Raw genomic sequence first — 18796 nt, 5'->3', positions numbered from 1 at the left:
GCTGATGGGTCAAAACCACTTCACCGCGGTGCGGTGGGTGTTGGCGATCGCTGTAGTACTCGGTCATATCTGGCTCCTCACGACAGGGTTCGAACCGTTTCGCATCCACGAATGGACTGCCAGCTATATGGCCGTGAACGGGTTCTTCGTCCTGTCAGGCCTCTTGATTGCCAAGAGTCTTCATACAAGGCGCGATATGAAGGCTTATGCAGTTTCACGGTTTCTGCGGATCTACCCAGCTCTGGTGATTATACTTGCGGCTTTTGTCCTCGTCTTCGCGCCTGTCTATTCGGCCGAGGGCGGCGGATCATTGTTTCAGCCGGAGACCTGGCAATACACCTACAAAGTCTTGGCGCTTGGCGATCCCGACAGCGCGCCCGCACAGATATTCTCTCAGAATTTGGAAACCGACTTTAACGGGCCGCTCTGGACCATTCGGTTCGAGCTAGCAGCGTACATCCTAGCGGGCATCGCGTTCATGTTTGGCACCGTCAACGGCCCATGGCGTGTTCTTAGCGTCTTCTTGCTTGTGCAATCGGTCTATCTTAGCGCGCCTTTGTTCATCGATACGAGTGCGCTCCCGCCGAGCGTGATGTCCTTGCTCCGCCTCTCATCGGCCTTTCTGCTCGGAATGACGCTTTGGCAGTGGCCTATTTTGCGCAGACCGCCCCTCTTGGCGGTCGCAGGTCTGATTGCAGCGTTCGCGCTCCTTGGCGGCGGCCCCCTCGGCGAATTGTTTGCGACCCTTGCCCTCACAAGCCTAATGCTTCGAGCTGGATTGCCAAAACGTGCGTCCGTCCGCATCGCCAAAATTCCGGACTATTCGTACGGGATTTATATCTGGCACTACCCGCTTTTGCAGGTATTTCTGGTTGGACAACCAGATGTTAGCCCCGCTGTCCTGGCTATAATGACCGCGCCGCTCATTCTGCTCGTCGCGGCCACTTCGTGGCATGTCATCGAAAAGCCAGTGCTTGCTCTGAAGCTGCGCGCCCGCTCGATAAACCAAAAAACCGTATCGCCGGAGGTGGCCGCATGACCTCCGCGTCGCATTCACTGATTGAAACATTGCTTCGGGCTCAAAGCCAATTTGAGAAGCTTATAAGCAGCGCATCTGAAAACACACCCGCAACTAAGTTTGCAGAAATGGCATTCATGACGGCCGAGGTGTGCATTCTTCTTTCTGAGGCATTTGCGAAGTCGATCGAACACCGCCGAGAAAATCTCCTCAGGGCACTACGAGCGATGGCAGGTATTTTCAGAGGCCTTGAAAGAGCCTCGCTGGAAACGACGAGCAACAGCCCGAACAGGCTCGGGACCGCGTGCGGTCAATGCGAAACAGCGATCTACGCTTTTCTTAAAGCAACCGAGCCTGACACTCAGGGGAGATTGAAATGAGCGCGGCGCCCTGGTCTGGCGCGTTGGCCATCGGGGTCGGCTGGGCCGCGCTCGACGCTCGCCTTGGCAAGAACACGGCACATGCTCATTTGGCACATCAGGCCATACTCGGGCTGGATGGCGCAGTCGTGGTGACGACAAACTCAGAGATAGTAGCCCCGACCGGCAAGGCTATTCACATCCCTACTGGGCAGACCCATTCCATCGGTCCTGAGGGACGCCTGACGCGCTCGATCTATATTGACCCGCGCTTTTCCGGAATTCGAAACGATCAGCAATGCAATCAGCCTGCCTGCCTTTCGGATGATCTATCAGCCGCTCTAGAGCACATCAGCGACATTAGTCAGGCGCGCGATTGGGCGAAAAGGTTCGCGGGCCGGTTGCCTGGTTCGGCCATAGATTCACGCCTACAAAAAGCCCTTGGCAACGTTCGCGCACTCGCCAATCCCGCCGCTCTGGCGCGCGAGCTCGCGCTGTCTCCAACTCGGCTGCGAGAGATCGTCAAGGCGGACTTCGGTGTTCCGCCCAGCAACCTATTGCAATGGTTGCAATTGCTCGGCGCCGCTAAGGCAATGGAGGCGTCGTCCAGTCTCGCTGATGCAGCGGCCGCGGGCGGTTTTGCTGACCAGGCGCATTTCACTCGCCGACTGCAACAATGGTTCGGGGTGACCCCAAAAATTGGCCTGTCGGGTTTGGAGGTGTCCGTCGATGATCTCAGCTGATCCCTCACCCAACGCGGATTGGTCGGCGCGCTTGTCTTGCTCAAGACAACGATGCGGGCCCTAAGTATATATACGGAGTAACCAATACCCCCTATGGGTATTAACTCATTTTCGAAGCAACGCATCGCTGTCGCACGAATTATGTGGCGGCAACAACCAAAGAGAAGGAAAACACCATGCGCCTCATCCCCACTGGGCACGCCCTATCCATTTTTCTCGCCATCACGTTTACGCTCTGTATCGCATGGGGGTTGGTCGCACCGCCTAGTCTCCACATGCACGGTGCGTGGGAAGAGCTCCTACCCGGATTTGAATTCATTTCGGTTTCAAGCTTCTTCCTCGGCCTCATCGAGTCCTACGTTTACGGCTGGTATATCGCGCTTGTCTTCGTACCGCTCTACCGGCTGTTCAATCGCCAAAAAGCCTAATGCCAGAACTCCATTAGAGATCAGCCGCCCAACCCGGGCGCTGACCTTTAAGAGTGACACTGAAGCCAAACCCCGGAGGGGCGGATATGACCAATACCGATCATAAACATCACGACCATGGACATCATGATCACCACCACGGGGATGATCATGATTGTTGCCATGGTGGCGGAGACGCCGATGCCGGCGCGGACGGCAAATATGATCTCGTCCCGCAGGGCTACACAGGCACGGTCTATACATGCCCGATGCATCCAAACGTTCGCGACGTCCGAAACTCCGGGTGCCCTATCTGCGGCATGGCGCTGGAGCCAGAAGGTGTTGTCGTAGGCGAAGAAGACACTTCAGAACTCGACGATATGACCCGTAGATTCTGGATCAGCGCCATCTTCACCATCCCGCTTGCCATTTACGCCATGGGTGACCTGATCTCCGGCAAACCCCTCGAAGGGCTTTTGCCCGCCGGTTGGTCCCAATGGGCTCAATTCGTGCTGGCGGCTCCTGTCGTCCTCTGGGGCGGATGGCCATTCTTCGTCCGTGGTGTTCGGTCGGTACGGACGATGAACCTCAACATGTTCACCCTTATCTCTCTCGGCGTAGGCGTTGCTTTTGTCTTCTCGCTTGTTGCAACAGCTTTGCCAGGCATCTTTCCGCACGCATTTCGCAATGAGGCTGGCGAAGTCGCTGTATATTATGAAGCGGCCGCGGTGATCACGACGCTCGTATTGCTCGGGCAGGTTCTTGAGCTGCGAGCCCGAAGCGCAACATCGGGAGCAATCCGCGCGCTCCTGGAACTCACCCCGCCGACAGCAAACCGAATCGTGGCGGACGGACAGGAAGAAGAGGTTTCCGTCGACGATGTCCAGAGCGGTGACCGGCTACGGGTCCGGCCAGGCGAAAAAGTACCTGTCGACGGCGAAGTTGTTGAAGGGCGTTCGAATGTCGACGAGTCCATGATCACTGGAGAACCTATTCCAGTCGAGAAAGCAGCAGGGGATCCGATTACCGGCGGTACAGTTAACGGCACCGGATCACTCGTCATGGCCGCGACGCGCGTCGGCGAAGATACAATGCTATCGCAAATCGTACGCATGGTCGCCGAAGCTCAGCGCTCACGCGCGCCCATCCAGAAGCTCGCCGACACAGTGGCCGGCCTGTTTGTCCCGGCCGTCGTCGTGATCGCGATTATCACTTTCATCGTCTGGGCGATTTTTGGGCCTCACCCGGCCATGGCTTTTGCGATCGTCAACGCCGTGGCTGTGTTAATTATTGCGTGTCCCTGCGCGCTTGGCCTTGCAACGCCGATGTCAATTATGGTCGCCACAGGAAAGGGCGCACAGAGCGGCATTCTGATCAAAAATGCTGAAGCGCTCGAGACGTTTGAAAAAGTCGACACGATCGTCGTCGATAAGACCGGCACTTTGACAGAGGGCCACCCCAAACTTGTGACAGTCGAGCCTGCGAGTGGTCTCGCAGAAGCAGACTTCCTGGCTTACGCTGCCGCGATTGAACGCGGGAGCGAGCACCCTCTTGCGCAAGCCATCGTCAACGGGGCCGAAGAGCGCGGCGCAGCGCGCCTGAAGTCGACCGATTTTGAATCAGTCACCGGAGAAGGCGCGCAGGGCCGGGTCGATGGAAAGCTTTTCGCCATCGGCAACGCCAAGATGATGCGCCGGGTCGGTGCTTTTGACGAAACACTGAAAGCCCATGCTGAAACCTATCGCCGCGACGGCCAGACGGTGATGTTCGCCGCTCTGGACGGCAAACCGGCGGGCCTGATTGGTGTCGCCGATCCAATCAAAGAAACGACCCCTGAAGCCATAGCCGCCTTGCACAAGGCTGGCATGAAAGTCGTCATGCTGACAGGCGACAGCCTGGCAACAGCACAAGCGGTTGCACGCCAAATCGGCATTGATGAGGTAGAGGCCGATGTGTCACCAGAAGACAAAAACCGGATCGTGCGCGAACTCCAATCGAAAGGTGCGGTCGTCGCCATGTGCGGCGACGGCATCAATGACGCGCCTGCCCTTGCTCAAGCGGATATCGGAATAGCCATGGGAACCGGTACAGATGTGGCCATGGAGAGCGCCAGTGTCACCCTGGTCAAAGGCGATCTTCGCGGTGTCGCCCGCGCGCAGCGGCTGAGCCGCGCGACGATGGGCAATATTCGCGAAAACCTGTTCTTTGCCTTTATCTATAATTCGCTCGGCGTGCCGGTTGCTGCCGGCGTCCTCTATCCGTTCTTTGGACTGCTTCTCAGTCCAATTATCGCCGCCGCCGCGATGAGCCTCAGCTCATTCTCGGTCATCGCCAATGCGCTTCGATTGCGATCCGTAAAACTGTAATTTGAAAGGAGACTCTCATGTCGAAATGGATTCTTGGATCCCTGGGGGCGGCAGTCTTCGCCATCGTGGCTGGATTTGCCGTTATGAGCGGAACCGCCGGCCCGGCGAATGCGCAGACCATTACCGTCTACAAGACGCCCTGGTGCGGGTGTTGCACAGCCTGGGTCAAACATCTTCAGCGCGACGGCCTGGACGTCCGCGTCATCGAACGCGAGGACCTGGCTCCCGTGCGGGCCTCGCTTGGCGTGCCCGACCAACTTGCATCCTGCCACACCGCCGAGATTGATGGGTATGCGATTGAAGGCCATGTCCCGGCCGCGGACATCCGAAGGCTGCTGAAAGAACGTCCCGCCGGAGCGGGACTATCTGTGCCTGGCATGCCGATGGGCTCGCCGGGGATGGAAACACCAAATTCGCCTGACGCCTATGATGTGATCCTGTTCGATGGTGAGGCGCAAAGCGTATTTGCCAGCTATGTTGGCCGTTTCCCAGCCGAGCAGGCAGCGGACCAATGACGTCCGAAACCTATAAGAAAGGTTCGCTAAGCCTCGCTGGCACTGTCGCGATGGGCACAGGCGTGATGATTGGCGCTGGTATCTTTGCCCTCACCGGCCAGGTTGCGCAATTTTCCGGTCCCGGCTTCCCGCTTGCGTTTCTGATTGCAGCCTTCATCAGCGGGTTCAGCGCCTACACCTATATCAAGATGTCGAACAAATACCCGTCGGCAGGCGGCATCGCGATGATCTTGCAGAAGGCGTACGGGCCAACCACGATTGCCGCCGCCAGCGCGCTCCTGATGACCATGTCCATGATTATCAATGAAAGCCTCGTCGCGCGTACCTTTGGGGCCTACACATTGCAGCTCTTCGATGTCGCTAAAGACAGCGTTCTGGTGCCGGTGCTTGCAGTCGGGTTAATCGTCTTTGCTTTTGTGATCAACATATCCGGCAACAAGATAATCGGCGGCGTGTCCAAAGTCGCGGCCGTGCTCAAAGTCGGCGGGATACTGGTCTTTGCTGGCGCAGCGCTCTGGGCGTCAGGCCTCTCCTTCGAAGCGGCATCCTCTGCGACCACTGAGCAGACCGGACCCGCCGGTTTCCTGGCCGGTGTCGCGCTTGCAATCCTGGCCTTTAAAGGCTTCACGACGATCACGAATAGCGGCGACGAGGTCCAGAACCCCAACAAGAATGTCGGCCGGGCGATCATCTGGTCGCTGGCCATCTGCCTCGTCGTTTATATGGCTGTGGCACTGGCCGTCGGCTCTTCGCTGACGCTGGACGAGATTGTTGCAGCCAAGGACTTTTCATTGGCCGAAGCCTCGCGCCCGGCCTTTGGCGATCGTGGCGTGGCGTTCACCGTGATCATCGCGATCATAGCCACAGCGTCCGGACTTCTGGCCAGCGTGTTCGCCGTCTCACGTATGCTCGCCATGCTGACGAATATGAACCTGATCCCGCACAAGCATTTTGGCATGCCCGGCGGCATCCAGACGCATACGCTCGTCTACACCGTCGTGCTCGCTGCCTTTCTGGCCGCCTTCTTCGATCTTGGCCGGATCGCCTCACTCGGCGCGATCTACTATCTGGTCATGGATATCATCATCCATTACGGTGTAGTGCGGTATTTGCGCGAGGATGTCGGTGCCCGCGCCTGGGTCCTGATCGCCGCCATTCTGTTCGACTTAATCGCGCTTGGCGCATTCCTCTTCATCAAGGCCAGTGCTGACCCGATGATCGTTGTGATCGCACTGGGCTCCATGGCGGCAATCTTTGCCTTCGAAGCCCTCTACCTGGGCCGGATCCGCGGCAAGGAGGCGCCCGATCATGCGCACTCACATTCGTGACTTGCCAGGGACACATAACTGATGCGCCTGCTCGATCGCCCCATAATCTGGATTGTGATTTTCGGCTTCCTCACTGCCTTTGTCTGGGAGGCTTTGCAGATGCCTTTCTATGCAATGGATCACCTTAGCCACCGGCAGATGACCATGACCTGCGCCGTCGCGTCTATCGCGGACGCCGGTCTGATGGCGCTCGCTTACGGTCTTGCGGCGCGGGTTGGGTCGCCGGGCGTCTCGAACCCCATGCCGCTCCTGATCTATGTGGGCGCCGGTTTGACTGCGACTGCGCTGGTCGAACAGGTCGTGGTCAGTGCATCCTGGGGCTGGCGCTATAGCGAAGCCATGCCGGTCATCCCCGGTACGACTATTGGCATTGTCCCACTCTTGATGTGGATCATGGTACCCTTAGTAACACTCTGGCTGGCGCGGCGCATGACGAGGCGCGCAGCATGATCCTGGCTATTCTCATCACCAGTTTCACCTTCGTGCTGTCAGGCGCTTTGCATTACGTGATGGTCTCAAGCGCGATCCGGCACCTTGGTGCGGCGACCTATCATCGCGGGTGCAAACTCGTTATCGCGCTCTGCGTGTCTGGTATCGCGCATATAGGAGCGGTCAGTCTCTACGCCCTCGCATATGGTGCAGGCCGCGCGTTGGGCATTGGCGATCTGCGCGGCGAAACCCCGGCGACCGCGATGGATGTCTTTTACTTCTCATTGGTCAGCTACACCTCGCTCGGCCTCGGCGATATCGTCCCAACCGGACATTTGCGCCTGATTGCAGGCGTCGAGGCACTGAACGGATTCCTGCTGATCAGCTGCTCGGCAGCCATGCTGTTCCTGTTCATCAGGGATGGGGACAAGGCCAAATCACCATGAACCGTTCGCCCCACCTTTCCATACACCTGAACCTGAAATGCTCCGCCCCACTGTGCGTCATTCAGGGAATAACCGCAGCCATACGTATTATTGGGGGAAAGGGACGCGAATGACTCGCCATTTCAAGCGCTATGGCCTGATTGCTATCGTCATTGTCTTCCTTGCGGCGGCGATCCTCGGCTGGACACAGCTTCAGGACCCCCACGAAGAGCAGGGTCATATTGAAGTCTTCGGCAATGTCGATGTGCGCCAGGTCAATCTTGGGTTCAAAATCCCGGGCCGGCTTGCAGAGATGAAGGTTGAGGAGGGCGACCAGGTCGCCGCGGGTGACGTGATCGCGGCGCTTGAACCGGTTGACTATGATAATGAAGTGAAATTGGCCCAGGCGCGCGTCGCAAGATCACAAGCAGCGCTCAATGTGCTGCTCGCTGGCGCGCGGCCCCAGGAAATCGCACAAGCTGAAGCGCTGCTGGCTGAGGCTGAAGCGGCGCTGAAAGTGGCTGAAACGACTCTTTCCCGGCAAACCTACCTCGCTGAACGCGACATCGCCTCTCATCAGGCGCATGAGGAGGCGGAGGCGCGCCGCGGCGGCGCGGTCGCCCAGCGCGATGCTGCCTCAGAAGGCCTCGAACTCGCCCGGATCGGACCGCGTGCGGAAGACATTGATCAGGCGCGCTCGGTCCTGGCGGCTGAACAGGCGGCGTTCGCACTCGCTGAGCAACGCGTTGCCGACACGGTGCTAACCGCGCCCAATGACGGGGTCATCCTGACCCGCGTCCGTGAACCAGGTTCGATCATAGGCGCGGGAGAAACAATCTACACCCTGACCCTGACCTCGCCGGTCTGGGTGCGCGCCTATATTGAAGAACCCGATCTTGATCTGATCCAGGCCGGGATGGACGCAGAAATCCGCACAGATTCCGGGCACGTCTATCACGGCCAGATCGGTTACATCTCACCCGTTGCCGAGTTCACGCCCAAAACAGTCGAGACGCGGTCATTGCGCACAAGCCTCGTCTACCGCGTGCGTATTATTGCTGAGGACCCCGAAAACCGTCTCAAACAGGGCATGCCGGTTACCGTATTGCTCAGCCCGGACAGGACTCGTTGAGCGTGCCCGGTCCGCTCGTCCAGATTGATCAACTCACCAAGCGTTTTGCCCAGGGCAACCTGGCCGCGCTCGACGACGTAACAGCCAGCGTCAGCGCTGGCGAAGTGACCGGCCTTGTTGGCCCGGACGGCGCCGGCAAGACAACGCTCCTGCGACTGATCGCAGGCTTGCTGGTTCCCAATACGGGCAAAATCACCGTTCAAGGCCTTGATCCCGTCAGCGATGCCCGCGCCGTCCACCGGATCGTGTCGTACATGCCGCAGCGGTTTGGTCTTTACGAGGATCTCAGCGTCCAGGAGAACCTGACTCTGTATGCCGATCTGCGCTCGGTTACAGGCGCGGACCGCGATGACGCCTTCGAACGTCTTCTGCGCTTTACCGGCCTCACGGACTTCAAAAAACGACTGGCCGGGGCGCTGTCCGGAGGCATGAAACAAAAACTCGGCCTGGCTTGCGCACTGATCAAGACACCCGATCTGCTCCTGCTGGATGAACCGAGCGTCGGAGTCGATCCAATCTCGCGGCGCGAGCTATGGCGCATGGTCTATGACCTTGTCGACCAGGGTATCGGGGTTGTCTGGAGCACCGCCTATCTCGATGAAGCTGAACGGTGCGCGCGCGTATTGCTCCTGAATGAGGGCTCATTGCTTTATGCAGGCTCGCCGCAAGATCTGACCGACCGCGTCGCGGGACGAACCTACCAGATCCGTCATATCAGCACCGATCGGCGAAAGGTTCTGAGCGAAGCGACAAAGCTTGACGGCGTGATCGATGGCGTCATTCAGGGCAGCCGCGTCCGACTGGTCCTGGCTGAGGGCGCTGAACCGCCGTCCCTGGACCTGCTGGATGCTGGCGATCAGTCGGAAATGGCACTCACACCGCCGCGCTTCGAAGACGCCTTCATGGATTTGATCGGAGGCGGTTTCAAAGCCAACTCGCCCTTTGCCGACCGTCAGGACGCGGCCACCCACACGGTTGATAAAGTGGTCGAGGCGAACGCGCTGACCCGCCGGTTCGGAGACTTCATCGCCGCAGACGATATAAGTTTTGACGTCGGGCGCGGCGAGATTTTCGGCCTGATCGGACCGAACGGCGCTGGCAAGTCGACGACATTCAAAATGCTGTGCGGGCTGCTTCGGCCAAGCGCTGGCTCTGCTCGCGTTGTCGGTCTCGACCTTCAAAACGCGCCCAGCAAAGCGCGCGGGCGGATTGGCTATATGGCCCAGAAATTCTCGCTCTATGGCGATTTGAGCGTGCGCCAGAATCTGGACTTCTTCGCCGGTGTTTATGGCTTGCGCGGCCAGGTCCGCAAGGCGGCGATCGAACGTATGATCGATACGTTTGGACTATCCGATAAGCTGATCGTGAATGCGCTCAGCCTGCCGCTTGGCTATAAGCAACGTCTGGCGCTTGCCTGCGCGGTGATGCACGACCCCGACGTCCTGTTTCTTGATGAACCGACATCTGGCGTCGATCCTCGCACACGCCGCGAGTTCTGGACCCATATCAATGCTATGGTTGCCAATGGTGTGACCATTATGGTGACGACGCACTTTCTTGACGAGGCCGAGTATTGCGATCGCATCGCTCTCATCTATCGTAGCCGGATGATCGCATCCGGGTCGCCGGACGATCTGAAGGAGAGCGCCCGCGCCCATGGTCTGGAAGACCCCACGCTAGAGGATGCCTTTATCGCGCTTGTCGAACAAAGCGATCGGGAGCGCGAAGCGGCATGACACCGCACGCGCCTTTCTCGCACAAATGGCGGCGCCTGACGGGTTTGATCACCAAGGAGTCGCGCCAGGTTCTGCGCGATCCAAGTTCGGTTCTGATCGCGGGCGTGATGCCGCTTTTGCTTCTATTCCTGTTTGGATATGGCGTGACCTTCGATCCACGCGAACTCGACGTCGCGCTTGTGGTGGAGCAGCAATCATCCGAGACAGCGAGTTTTCAGGCGGCTCTTGAAAACTCGACCTTGTTCGAGGTCGAGGTCGGACCCGATCGACGCCTGTTTGAGAGAGATCTGTCGCTTGGCAAGATTGGTGGTTTGATCGTCCTGCCTGCCGATTTTTCTGCGAAGGCGTTTCGCGCGGACAGCGCACCCGTCCAGGTCATCGTTGACGGGAGCGATCCGAATACCGCCTATCTCGTCAGCGGCTATGTTGAGCTCTTATGGGGTAACTGGCTGGAACAGGAATGGATCAGGCGGGGACGCCCGGCCCTGCCGCCGAGCGTGCAGCTTCAGCCGCAAGTCTGGTTCAATCCGGAAATCTCGAGCCGCAACTATCTTGTGCCGGGATCGGTTGCGATCATTTTGACGACAATTGGCGCTCTGCTTACGGCACTGGTCGTCGCACGCGAATGGGAACGCGGTACGATGGAAGCCCTGCTCGCGACACCGGTTGGGATTTTCGAATTGCTGATCGGAAAACTGGTGCCCTATTATCTGCTTGGGATGGGCTCTATGGCCCTTGCGGTCATCACCGCTGTTTGGTTGTTTGGCGTGCCGTTCCGCGGGTCTCTCGGCGTCCTCATCCTGTCTTCGTCCTTGTTCATGCTGTGCTCGCTCGGTCAGGGTTTGCTCATATCAACCCTCACCCGAAACCAGTTGGTCGCGGCGCAGGCATCGGTTCTGACCGCCTTCCTGCCTGCCTTCTATTTCTCCAATTTCGTGTTTGAAATTGATAGTATGCCGCTGGCCCTGAGGCTCATCAGTTACGCGGTTCCTGCCCGCTATTATGTTTCTACATTGCAAACCGAGTTTCTCGCGGGCGATGTCTGGAATGTTATCCTGGCGGATCTGGCCGGGCTTGGACTCTTTGCCCTGATTGTCTTCGGACTTACTGCGCTGACCACGCGCACACGGCTGGAGTAGGAACATGTTTCTGCGTATCCTGTCTCTCATCATCAAGGAACTTCTCGCCAGCGCACGAGATCCCCAAACCCGGTGGGTCGTTCTCTTCTCTCCGCCTTTCCTTCTGGTGATCTATGCCTTCGCAATTACCCAGGAAATCTCCAGCGTGAATTTGGGCGTGTACACGCAGGATCGCGGCGCTGAGGCGCGTGCACTGATCAGCAGGTTCGAGGGGTCTCCAATTTTCGAAGATATCATCTATCTGCGCAGCGACTCAGAAATCCCGGCGGCTATCGACGCGCGATCCGTTGATCTGGTGCTACGAATCGGGCCCGACTTTTCTCGGACCCTGGAACGCGGCGAACACGCGACTGTTCAGTTGATCCTGGACGGGCGAGCCTCCAATGCCGCGCAGATTCTGGCCGGGTATTCAGGCCGGATCGTGCAGAATTTCAATGAGGAGACGGCTGCAGCACTCGGCATTCCGCCGCTTACAAAGTTGGTAACCCGGGTCTGGTACAATCCCAATCTCGACCCGCTTTGGTCTGCGGTACCGGCATTGTTCGCCGTGCTGACAGCCATTGTCGGGTTCATGGTCTCGGCGCTGTCGATTGCGCGTGAACGCGAGCTTGGCACATTCGAGCAGCTGCTGGTTTCTCCATTGCGACCGACGGAAATCCTCATCGGAAAAGCGGTTCCTGCACTTCTGATCGGACTGGCCAGCGCAACTGCGATGCTGATCCTGGGCTGGCTGGTGCTGGATGTCCCGCTACGCGGATCATTGATCCTCCTCTATGCCAGCATGGTCGTCTATCTGGCGGCGATCATTGGGATCGGTCTGTTCATTTCGTCCCTGGCGGCGACACAGCAACAAGCGATCATTGGTCTCTTCATCTATATGATGCCGGCTGTTTTGCTGTCGGGCTATGCAACTCCGGTCGCGAACATGCCTGATTGGCTGCAGGTTTTGAGCGAGACCAATCCGATCATGCATTTCATCGTGATCAGCAAGGCCGTCTACATGAAGGACGCGCCTGCCGAACTCTTCATCCATCACACCTGGCCCATGGCGGTGATCGCGGTCGTAACGCTCACTGCAGGTGCCTGGCTATTTCGCAGGCGCATGTCCTGAACAACAAATAGGCAATCCGGGAGAAAATCATATGTGTCTGTCAGCAGAAGTCAGTTTCATCGCCGCCGCCGGGCTTATTCCAGCTGGTATGCTCAGCATTCGGCAAGCCTGGCGGGGCGACCGGCGCTATCTGCCCCTGGCAACCCTGCCGCTGTTGTTTGGAATTCAACAATTGGCCGAAGGCGTGGTCTGGGTCGCCGGGTCCAGCCAGAACACCGAACTGATCGCAAGTGCCTCTCTCCTATACATGTTTTTTTCCTGGTTGGCCTGGCCGGTCTGGATTCCGGTCTCGACCTTCGCCCTCGAACCGGCCCGGCGTAAACCCTATTTCCTCGTCTTCGTAATAGCCGGCGCGATGTTGGGCGCACTGCAATACATTCCCTATTTTGCGCACGAGGGCTGGCTCAATACCCGCTTCCTGTCGCATGTAATCGTCTATGAAGGCACCGAACTCCTCGATTTTGTCGGACGCCGAGAGATTACCTATGCGATCTATGTGTCAGTTGTGATCCTGCCACTTTTACTATCATCGGTACGCGGCGTGCGTATCTTCGGTTTTCTCGCGTTTGGCGTTCTCATCACAACCTATACGTTCTTCGCATACGCCTATGTTTCGGTCTTCTGTTTCGGCGGGGCGGTCATGTCATCCTATCTGGTCTGGATGATGTACCGGGGTGACGGTTCGAAACACGGCACACGACCTCAAACAACACCTGCGTGAGCCAGAAGTGATGGCACTCGACCCATTCGCCATTGCCGGCATTGACACCGCCCGCCTGACACGCGTGAGCAGTCGTTTCGAGCCGCGTTTGGCGTCCGCAGTGTCGGCCCGTGTCGCAAAATGCAGGAAATAGGTGCATCGCTTTTTTAGAGTGGGTGAAGACCGGCGCCTTCTGAGCCCCCCTCAGAAGGATAGCTCAACGCCCATCAGGAACTCAAACGGCTTTCCCGGGCGAAGACCGGCCGGGTCTATTGAGGCAACATACACGTCGTCAAAAAGTTTCTCGGCCTTTACCCGCACGCGGATGCGATCCGTCAGGTCACTCCATATTGCAGCATCCGCCACCCAACGCGCCTCGATGAGTTGCGCCGCCTCGATTGCGCCCTGCCCGGCGCGCCCGTGCATCGGACACATAGTTTGCCGACAGATCCCTACCCCAGCGATTGGTCTCGACACCTGCGTTCCATGTCAGCTGTTTGTCGGACACATAGGGTAACTTGTCCCCAGCGGCGACATAATCCCACGGTACATAGTCGCGCTCGAAACGCCGCTGGAATTTTGCATCTGTGAGCGTATAGACGAACCCTGGCGGAAGGGCGAATTCTACCCCCAAAAGGGTTGCCGCATCACAGCTGGCAGTGGCTTACATGGACTTGCACGCTCACTTCACCGCCATTGAACGGGTCACCAAAGTACAGTCGTCGCCGAACGACGCCGTGCAGGTTCCGATAGTCGCTGACAATCCGGATACGGGACATGCTCTCTTATATGATCAGCTCAGTGCGCAGGCTCGCATCCGCAACGAGGCGCCGCTGCAATCCCGGTTCAACCTGATATGCCAGCGCGAACACATCGGGCATACGGGCGGGCTTGCCGGTGGAAAGCGCGATACAGACATATTTGGATGCGCCCAGAATCAGTGTTTGATGATCATCTGCCCGCACGACCTGGAAGTACCGATTGGCTCGCAATCTGCCATCATTGAACGTTATCCAGTTTGCGATGATGACCCCGTCGCCAAGTCGCGCAGGCCGCTGATAAACCAGCCTAGTTTCCCGAACCGCCATACCTCGGTCCAGATCGACGCACGCTTCAGCGGGCAGTCCAACCGACGCTGAATGTTCCATGGCGCAGTCATTCATCCATTTCAGATAAACTGCATTGTTCACATGGCTGAACGCATCAATGTCTGACGCAGCGACAGTCAAGCGAGATGTGAATGCGTCGGAAAACAGGAGGCCGCTCTGCTGATCGACAGGCATGACTTCTACCTCCCTCTTCGCTGAATATGATCATGTGCTTCCGCGGCGTTCAATTCGCGCGTCGAATTTCCGGTGCGGACATAATATTTCGAGGTATCCGACAAGACGAGAAAGACTGGTTCTGCGGCGCGCTCTACGAGCACCCAGCATATTGTCATGTCGTCGATCTTCAGGAACCGGCACCTGATCAGCGTGCAAGCGACACCCCCCAGATACGTCTTTACGATCCCCGTCAAGGCGCGCTCAAATTCATCAACTGACGGCTGCCGAAGCGTTTTAAGATCCTGTTCAATTCCGGTCAGCTCGCCTGCATCTGTCACGCCGATTAGGAGACGACCGCCTTCATGGTTCATCAATCCAGCGATTGTCTTGGCAATGACTTGCTCAAGACTTCTATTGGTCCTCGATTCATTGATATCCCACCGCAAAGTGGATTTGAACTCGGTGAATTCGTTCTCACCTCCGGCAATGACACTTGGCAATGCCGTTTGGAGATCCTCAAGGAGTCCCTCAGCTTTACGCAACTGAACAGAGAGTGCACGTGTCAGAACGGCAAAGACCATTCCGATTGCCGCGCCGAGTGCAGCGAAAATGCCATTCATAGCCATGAGATGGTAAACTGGCGCGCCACTCACCCGCTCCCAGGCAAATCGGCCAAAGTCAGAATATTCGGGTGAAAACAGAGCGCCATACTCCATCCACAAGACGAGCGTAATGATGGGGTGAAGAACAATGACCCCTATGATCGCGCCCATGGCGGCATAAAGAAGAAAATGCCGTACAGGACGGTAAAGTCCGATTCCTGAGCGTCCAAGAGCAAGACGGCGTGTCAAACTGATTCCTCTCTCAGGCCGCGAACCGAGTTGATGATGAGGGTGCCAGCCGCACCTGCAACAATCGCCTCGATATCCTTCAATGCACCGATCGCTGCTTTTGCGCCGCTATGGCGCACAAACGCGCAGGCAGCTCTGACTTTTGGGCCCATTGATCCTGCCGGGAACTCATACGTGTCCAGAGCATCAGGCCCCGCTTCTATAATGCGCCGCTGTGAGGGTTGCCCCCAGTCGACATAGACCGCATCGACATCGGTCGCCATGATGAAGAGATCCACTTCAAGTTCGCGGGCCAGCAACGCGCTGGCAAAATCCTTGTCGATGACGGCTTCAACTCCCTTGAGCCGACCATCTTCTCCCCGGATTGTCGGAATCCCCCCTCCACCGGCGCAGATAACAATTACGCCGCGGTCGAGCATCCATTTGATTGGATCCAGTTCAAGAATTTTCTGAGGTTTGGGCGACGCAACAACCCGGCGCCAATCCTGACCATCCGCTTTGATCTGCCATTTTTTTTCGGCCGCAAGACGTTCTGCATCAGCCCGGGAATAAACCGGTCCGACAAATTTGCTCGGCGCGTCAAACGCCGGATCAAGCGTATCGACCTCGATCATGGTGAGCAGTGTCGCGATCTCTTTGTCCCCTTGCAGGCAGTTTCGAAGCTCGCGCTCGATCACGTACCCGATCATGCCCTCGGTCTCGGCGCCGAGAACATCCAAAGGGAAGGCTTCGTCTGGCTTGTAGGCCGCCCCTTGCAGTGCCAGCAATCCGACCTGGGGCCCATTGCCATGCGTAACAATCAGTTCGTGATTCCGAGCCAGGGGGGCAAGCGCGCTTGCTGCAATTTTTACATTGGCGCGCTGGTTTTCGACCGTCAGCGCTTCACCGCGTTTCAAAAGGGCGTTTCCGCCAAGGGCAACCAGTATACGCATGGATCAACCGCCGATCGTGGCCACAAGAATGGCCTTGATCGTGTGCAGCCGGTTCTCGGCCTGTTCGAACTGGATTCCCGCGGGCGATTCAAAGACCGCGTCAGTAACTTCCATTTCGGATATCCCGAATTTCTCCAGCATGTCCCGGCCGACGTCGGTTTCTGCATTGTGGAATGCCGGCAGGCAATGCATGAATTTGGTTGTCGGCTTGCCTGTTGCCGCCATCAAATCGGCATTGACCTGATAAGGCCTGAGCAATTTGATCCGTTCTTCCCAGACCTCGGCTGGCTCGCCCATCGACACCCAGACATCAGTATTGATGAAGTCACAGTCCTTGACGGCTTCGACCGGGTCTTCGGTGATCGTCAGCCGGGCTCCATACCGGGCTGCCAGCTCTTTGGCAGGCTGCAAATAGTCGTCGCTTGGCCAGAGGCTCCCGGGCGAAGCGATGCGGACATCCATACCCATCAGACACCCGGCGATCATGAGGGAATGACCCACATTGCTATGGGCATCGCCGACAAAGGCGTAGGATATGTCGCGGAGCGGCTTGTCGGCATGTTCGTGCATCGTCATCAGGTCCGCCAGCATCTGGGTCGGGTGCCATTCATCCGTCAGACCGTTGAATACGGGCACGCCCGCATAGGCGGCAAGTTCTTCGACCTTTCCCTGCCCAAACCCGCGATATTCGATCGCATCGTACATTCGCCCAAGGACCCGAGCCGTGTCCTTCATTGATTCCTTGTGACCGATATGCGAGCCGGACGGCCCGAGATAGGTAAAGCCTGCTCCCTGATCCATGGCCGCAACTTCGAACGCACACATCGTACGCGTCGAGGCCTTCTCGAAGATCAGGCAGATATTCTTGCCTTTCAGGCTTTGGTGTTCGATGCCGGAATATTTCGCGCGTTTCAGATCACGCGACAGATCGAGAAGATAGCGCATTGCGCGCTGGTCGAAATCCAGCAGTTTCAGGAAACTGCGTCCTTGAAGATTATAGGCCATTATACGTCCTCATCATGAATATACGGGTGCCAAACGGGCACTTAAAAATCGACCGGATCGCGCCAGACCGGGCAGGTCATGCAATGGCCGCCGCCGCGGCCTCGCCCGAGTTCGGATCCACGGATCGTGATCACTTCGATACCGGCTTTGCGCAGGAGCGTGTTGGTCGATGTGTTGCGGTCGTACGCGACAACGACCCCCGGTTCGAGGGCGACGACATTGTTGCCGTCGTCCCATTGCTCGCGCTCCTGATTGTAGGCGTCGCCGCCCGTTTGAACGATGTTCAGCTTTTTGAGCCCAAGCGCCTCAGCCGCTATCACAAAAAGGTGACGGCTCTCCTTTGTGACGCATACGTGGTCGGGCTTGTCGCAGGGTTGCAATGTATAGCATTGGATCTGGTCGCAAACCTCGACAAAAGCCGTCGCGACATCCCGGTCACAATGGGAAAAGACCGTGTCCAGGTGCATCGCGCTGCGTGCGCGCGGCATCTGACAGGCGATGACACGGGTCGCGGCCCCGTTTTTAAACAAGGCGCGCGCCACTTGTCCAACCGCCTGCGGGCTGGTGCGTTCGCCCATCCCGATAAGGACAGTGCCGTTGCCCCATGGCATGACGTCGCCGCCCTCCAGCGTCGCGGGGCCGTGATCGGTATCCGGATCGCCCCACCAGACTTTGAAATCACCGTGTGCAAATGCCGGGTGAAATTTGTAGACAGCGGCGACGAGCAGCGTTTCGGGCCGCCGCGCGGGCCAGAACATCGGGTTCAATGTCAGGCCGTTGCCGATCCAGCAACTATTGTCGCGCGGGAACTGCGTGTTTGGCAGTGGCGGTATGACAAATCCGTCCGGACCCAGATAGCTGCCGAACATGTCAGTGGCCTTAAACGGCAGGTCATGAACGGCAATTCCGCCTATCAGAAACACCGCCAGTTGATAGGGGGGAAGTTCGCTCAGCCAGGCGCGCAACTCCTCCGGCATGCCGACGCCGACCTGGTCGTCGGTCACCCGCCGGTCGAGGATCCAGTTGCGGGCCTCAGGCATCGCGACAATCTCACTCAAGAGGTCATGAAATTCGTAGACTTCAACCCCGCGATTGGCCATTTTCATGCGAAAGTCGGCATGATCGGTTCTGGCTTCCTGCACCCAGAGAACATCATCGTAGAGCAACGCATCGGCGTTTGCGGGCGTTAGCCGTGAGTGCGCGAGCCCTGGCTGACAGGTAATGACTTTGCGCAGCTTGCCGATTTCAGAATGTACACCGAAGCCTGTCATTGGAGAGGTCCTTTCAAAAACACGTTGAATTGCGGTTCAGTATGCGGCGTTGAAGACTGTGCCC

At 57.8% G+C, this 18796-nt stretch carries 20 protein-coding genes; 14 read left to right on the top strand and 6 right to left on the bottom strand.

Annotated elements, in window-relative coordinates; translation table 11 throughout:
- Window positions 1-4 precede the first annotated feature (4 nt).
- The 14 genes from Q1K29_RS16135 (at window position 5) to Q1K29_RS16070 (ending at window position 13429) form a co-directional block, all read left to right on the top strand.
- Window positions 5-1039, top strand: coding sequence for an acyltransferase (locus Q1K29_RS16135; protein ID WP_233350154.1), 1035 nt, complete (start codon window positions 5-7; stop codon window positions 1037-1039).
- Window positions 1036-1398, top strand: a complete 363-nt coding sequence (locus Q1K29_RS16130; protein ID WP_084396995.1) for a hypothetical protein — start codon at window positions 1036-1038, stop codon at window positions 1396-1398. The genes Q1K29_RS16135 and Q1K29_RS16130 overlap by 4 nt, the downstream gene beginning before the upstream one ends.
- Window positions 1395-2120, top strand: a complete 726-nt coding sequence (locus Q1K29_RS16125) for a helix-turn-helix domain-containing protein (RefSeq protein ID WP_084396992.1) — start codon at window positions 1395-1397, stop codon at window positions 2118-2120. The genes Q1K29_RS16130 and Q1K29_RS16125 overlap by 4 nt, the downstream gene beginning before the upstream one ends.
- A 176-nt stretch (window positions 2121-2296) precedes the next feature.
- On the top strand, window positions 2297-2548 hold the full coding sequence (locus tag Q1K29_RS16120) for a DUF5676 family membrane protein (protein ID WP_084396990.1): 252 nt from the start codon (window positions 2297-2299) through the stop codon (window positions 2546-2548).
- 86 nt (window positions 2549-2634) lie between these two features.
- Window positions 2635-4893, top strand: coding sequence for a copper-translocating P-type ATPase (locus Q1K29_RS16115; RefSeq protein WP_084396987.1), 2259 nt, complete (start codon window positions 2635-2637; stop codon window positions 4891-4893).
- A 17-nt stretch (window positions 4894-4910) separates the two neighbouring features.
- Complete coding sequence (locus Q1K29_RS16110; RefSeq protein WP_034742898.1) at window positions 4911-5408, top strand: DUF411 domain-containing protein; 498 nt, start codon at window positions 4911-4913, stop codon at window positions 5406-5408.
- A complete protein-coding gene (locus Q1K29_RS16105; protein ID WP_119405105.1) occupies window positions 5405-6736 on the top strand; it encodes an APC family permease in 1332 nt (443 codons plus the stop codon). The genes Q1K29_RS16110 and Q1K29_RS16105 overlap by 4 nt, the downstream gene beginning before the upstream one ends.
- 99 nt (window positions 6737-6835) lie before the next feature.
- Window positions 6836-7186, top strand: a complete 351-nt coding sequence (locus Q1K29_RS16100; protein ID WP_300396116.1) for a hypothetical protein — start codon at window positions 6836-6838, stop codon at window positions 7184-7186.
- Window positions 7183-7611: a potassium channel family protein gene (locus Q1K29_RS16095; RefSeq protein WP_119405106.1), complete on the top strand. Its 429-nt coding sequence runs from the start codon at window positions 7183-7185 to the stop codon at window positions 7609-7611. Before Q1K29_RS16100 ends, Q1K29_RS16095 begins: the two co-directional genes overlap by 4 nt.
- Window positions 7612-7720: 109 nt before the next feature.
- Complete coding sequence (locus tag Q1K29_RS16090) at window positions 7721-8722, top strand: HlyD family efflux transporter periplasmic adaptor subunit (RefSeq protein WP_158586661.1); 1002 nt, start codon at window positions 7721-7723, stop codon at window positions 8720-8722.
- Complete coding sequence (locus Q1K29_RS16085) at window positions 8719-10458, top strand: ATP-binding cassette domain-containing protein (RefSeq protein WP_119405108.1); 1740 nt, start codon at window positions 8719-8721, stop codon at window positions 10456-10458. Before Q1K29_RS16090 ends, Q1K29_RS16085 begins: the two co-directional genes overlap by 4 nt.
- Complete coding sequence (locus Q1K29_RS16080; RefSeq protein ID WP_119405109.1) at window positions 10455-11597, top strand: ABC transporter permease; 1143 nt, start codon at window positions 10455-10457, stop codon at window positions 11595-11597. The genes Q1K29_RS16085 and Q1K29_RS16080 overlap by 4 nt, the downstream gene beginning before the upstream one ends.
- Window positions 11598-11601: 4 nt before the next feature.
- The gene (locus tag Q1K29_RS16075) at window positions 11602-12708 is read left to right on the top strand and encodes an ABC transporter permease (protein WP_119405110.1); all 1107 of its coding nucleotides are present in this window, start codon (window positions 11602-11604) and stop codon (window positions 12706-12708) included.
- 31 nt (window positions 12709-12739) lie between these two features.
- Window positions 12740-13429, top strand: a complete 690-nt coding sequence (locus Q1K29_RS16070) for a DUF6629 family protein (RefSeq protein ID WP_119405111.1) — start codon at window positions 12740-12742, stop codon at window positions 13427-13429.
- Between the two features lie 183 nt (window positions 13430-13612).
- On the opposite strand, the gene Q1K29_RS16065 is transcribed toward Q1K29_RS16070, so the two are convergent.
- From Q1K29_RS16065 to Q1K29_RS16040, 6 genes are all read right to left on the bottom strand, one after another.
- Entirely contained in the window at window positions 13613-13834 is a 222-nt protein-coding gene (locus Q1K29_RS16065; protein ID WP_119377433.1) for a hypothetical protein, read from the bottom strand.
- Between the two features lie 359 nt (window positions 13835-14193).
- The gene (locus tag Q1K29_RS16060; RefSeq protein ID WP_119377434.1) at window positions 14194-14691 is read right to left on the bottom strand and encodes a thioesterase family protein; all 498 of its coding nucleotides are present in this window, start codon (window positions 14689-14691) and stop codon (window positions 14194-14196) included.
- A 5-nt stretch (window positions 14692-14696) separates the two neighbouring features.
- Complete coding sequence (locus Q1K29_RS16055) at window positions 14697-15524, bottom strand: ATP-binding protein (protein WP_147372879.1); 828 nt, start codon at window positions 15522-15524, stop codon at window positions 14697-14699.
- Window positions 15521-16456 carry a carbamate kinase gene (arcC, locus tag Q1K29_RS16050; RefSeq protein WP_045656387.1) on the bottom strand — a complete coding sequence of 312 codons (936 nt, stop codon included), beginning with the start codon at window positions 16454-16456 and terminating at the stop codon, window positions 15521-15523. Before arcC ends, Q1K29_RS16055 begins: the two co-directional genes overlap by 4 nt.
- A gap of 3 nt (window positions 16457-16459) precedes the next feature.
- On the bottom strand, window positions 16460-17461 hold the full coding sequence (argF, locus tag Q1K29_RS16045; RefSeq protein WP_045656388.1) for an ornithine carbamoyltransferase: 1002 nt from the start codon (window positions 17459-17461) through the stop codon (window positions 16460-16462).
- Window positions 17462-17502: 41 nt separating this feature from the next.
- Window positions 17503-18732, bottom strand: coding sequence for an arginine deiminase (locus Q1K29_RS16040; protein WP_045656389.1), 1230 nt, complete (start codon window positions 18730-18732; stop codon window positions 17503-17505).
- Window positions 18733-18796: the final 64 nt, after the last annotated feature.

Source organism: Henriciella sp. (genome assembly GCF_029937755.1).
In the GTDB taxonomy this organism is placed as follows: domain Bacteria; phylum Pseudomonadota; class Alphaproteobacteria; order Caulobacterales; family Hyphomonadaceae; genus Henriciella.
The sequence above is the reverse complement of the archived record's forward strand: the minus strand, read 5'-3'. Positions and strand labels throughout refer to the sequence as shown.

Coding starts and splice junctions, on each gene's coding strand:
- Q1K29_RS16135 (WP_233350154.1), top strand. CDS start 5: ATGGGTCAAAACCACTTCACCGCGGTGCGGTGGGTGTTGGCGATCGCT.
- Q1K29_RS16130 (WP_084396995.1), top strand. CDS start 1,036: ATGACCTCCGCGTCGCATTCACTGATTGAAACATTGCTTCGGGCTCAA.
- Q1K29_RS16125 (WP_084396992.1), top strand. CDS start 1,395: ATGAGCGCGGCGCCCTGGTCTGGCGCGTTGGCCATCGGGGTCGGCTGG.
- Q1K29_RS16120 (WP_084396990.1), top strand. CDS start 2,297: ATGCGCCTCATCCCCACTGGGCACGCCCTATCCATTTTTCTCGCCATC.
- Q1K29_RS16115 (WP_084396987.1), top strand. CDS start 2,635: ATGACCAATACCGATCATAAACATCACGACCATGGACATCATGATCAC.
- Q1K29_RS16110 (WP_034742898.1), top strand. CDS start 4,911: ATGTCGAAATGGATTCTTGGATCCCTGGGGGCGGCAGTCTTCGCCATC.
- Q1K29_RS16105 (WP_119405105.1), top strand. CDS start 5,405: ATGACGTCCGAAACCTATAAGAAAGGTTCGCTAAGCCTCGCTGGCACT.
- Q1K29_RS16100 (WP_300396116.1), top strand. CDS start 6,836: ATGCCTTTCTATGCAATGGATCACCTTAGCCACCGGCAGATGACCATG.
- Q1K29_RS16095 (WP_119405106.1), top strand. CDS start 7,183: ATGATCCTGGCTATTCTCATCACCAGTTTCACCTTCGTGCTGTCAGGC.
- Q1K29_RS16090 (WP_158586661.1), top strand. CDS start 7,721: ATGACTCGCCATTTCAAGCGCTATGGCCTGATTGCTATCGTCATTGTC.
- Q1K29_RS16080 (WP_119405109.1), top strand. CDS start 10,455: ATGACACCGCACGCGCCTTTCTCGCACAAATGGCGGCGCCTGACGGGT.
- Q1K29_RS16075 (WP_119405110.1), top strand. CDS start 11,602: ATGTTTCTGCGTATCCTGTCTCTCATCATCAAGGAACTTCTCGCCAGC.
- Q1K29_RS16070 (WP_119405111.1), top strand. CDS start 12,740: ATGTGTCTGTCAGCAGAAGTCAGTTTCATCGCCGCCGCCGGGCTTATT.
- Q1K29_RS16065 (WP_119377433.1), bottom strand. CDS start 13,834: ATGCACGGGCGCGCCGGGCAGGGCGCAATCGAGGCGGCGCAACTCATC.
- Q1K29_RS16060 (WP_119377434.1), bottom strand. CDS start 14,691: ATGCCTGTCGATCAGCAGAGCGGCCTCCTGTTTTCCGACGCATTCACA.
- arcC (WP_045656387.1), bottom strand. CDS start 16,456: ATGCGTATACTGGTTGCCCTTGGCGGAAACGCCCTTTTGAAACGCGGT.
- argF (WP_045656388.1), bottom strand. CDS start 17,461: ATGGCCTATAATCTTCAAGGACGCAGTTTCCTGAAACTGCTGGATTTC.
- Q1K29_RS16040 (WP_045656389.1), bottom strand. CDS start 18,732: ATGACAGGCTTCGGTGTACATTCTGAAATCGGCAAGCTGCGCAAAGTC.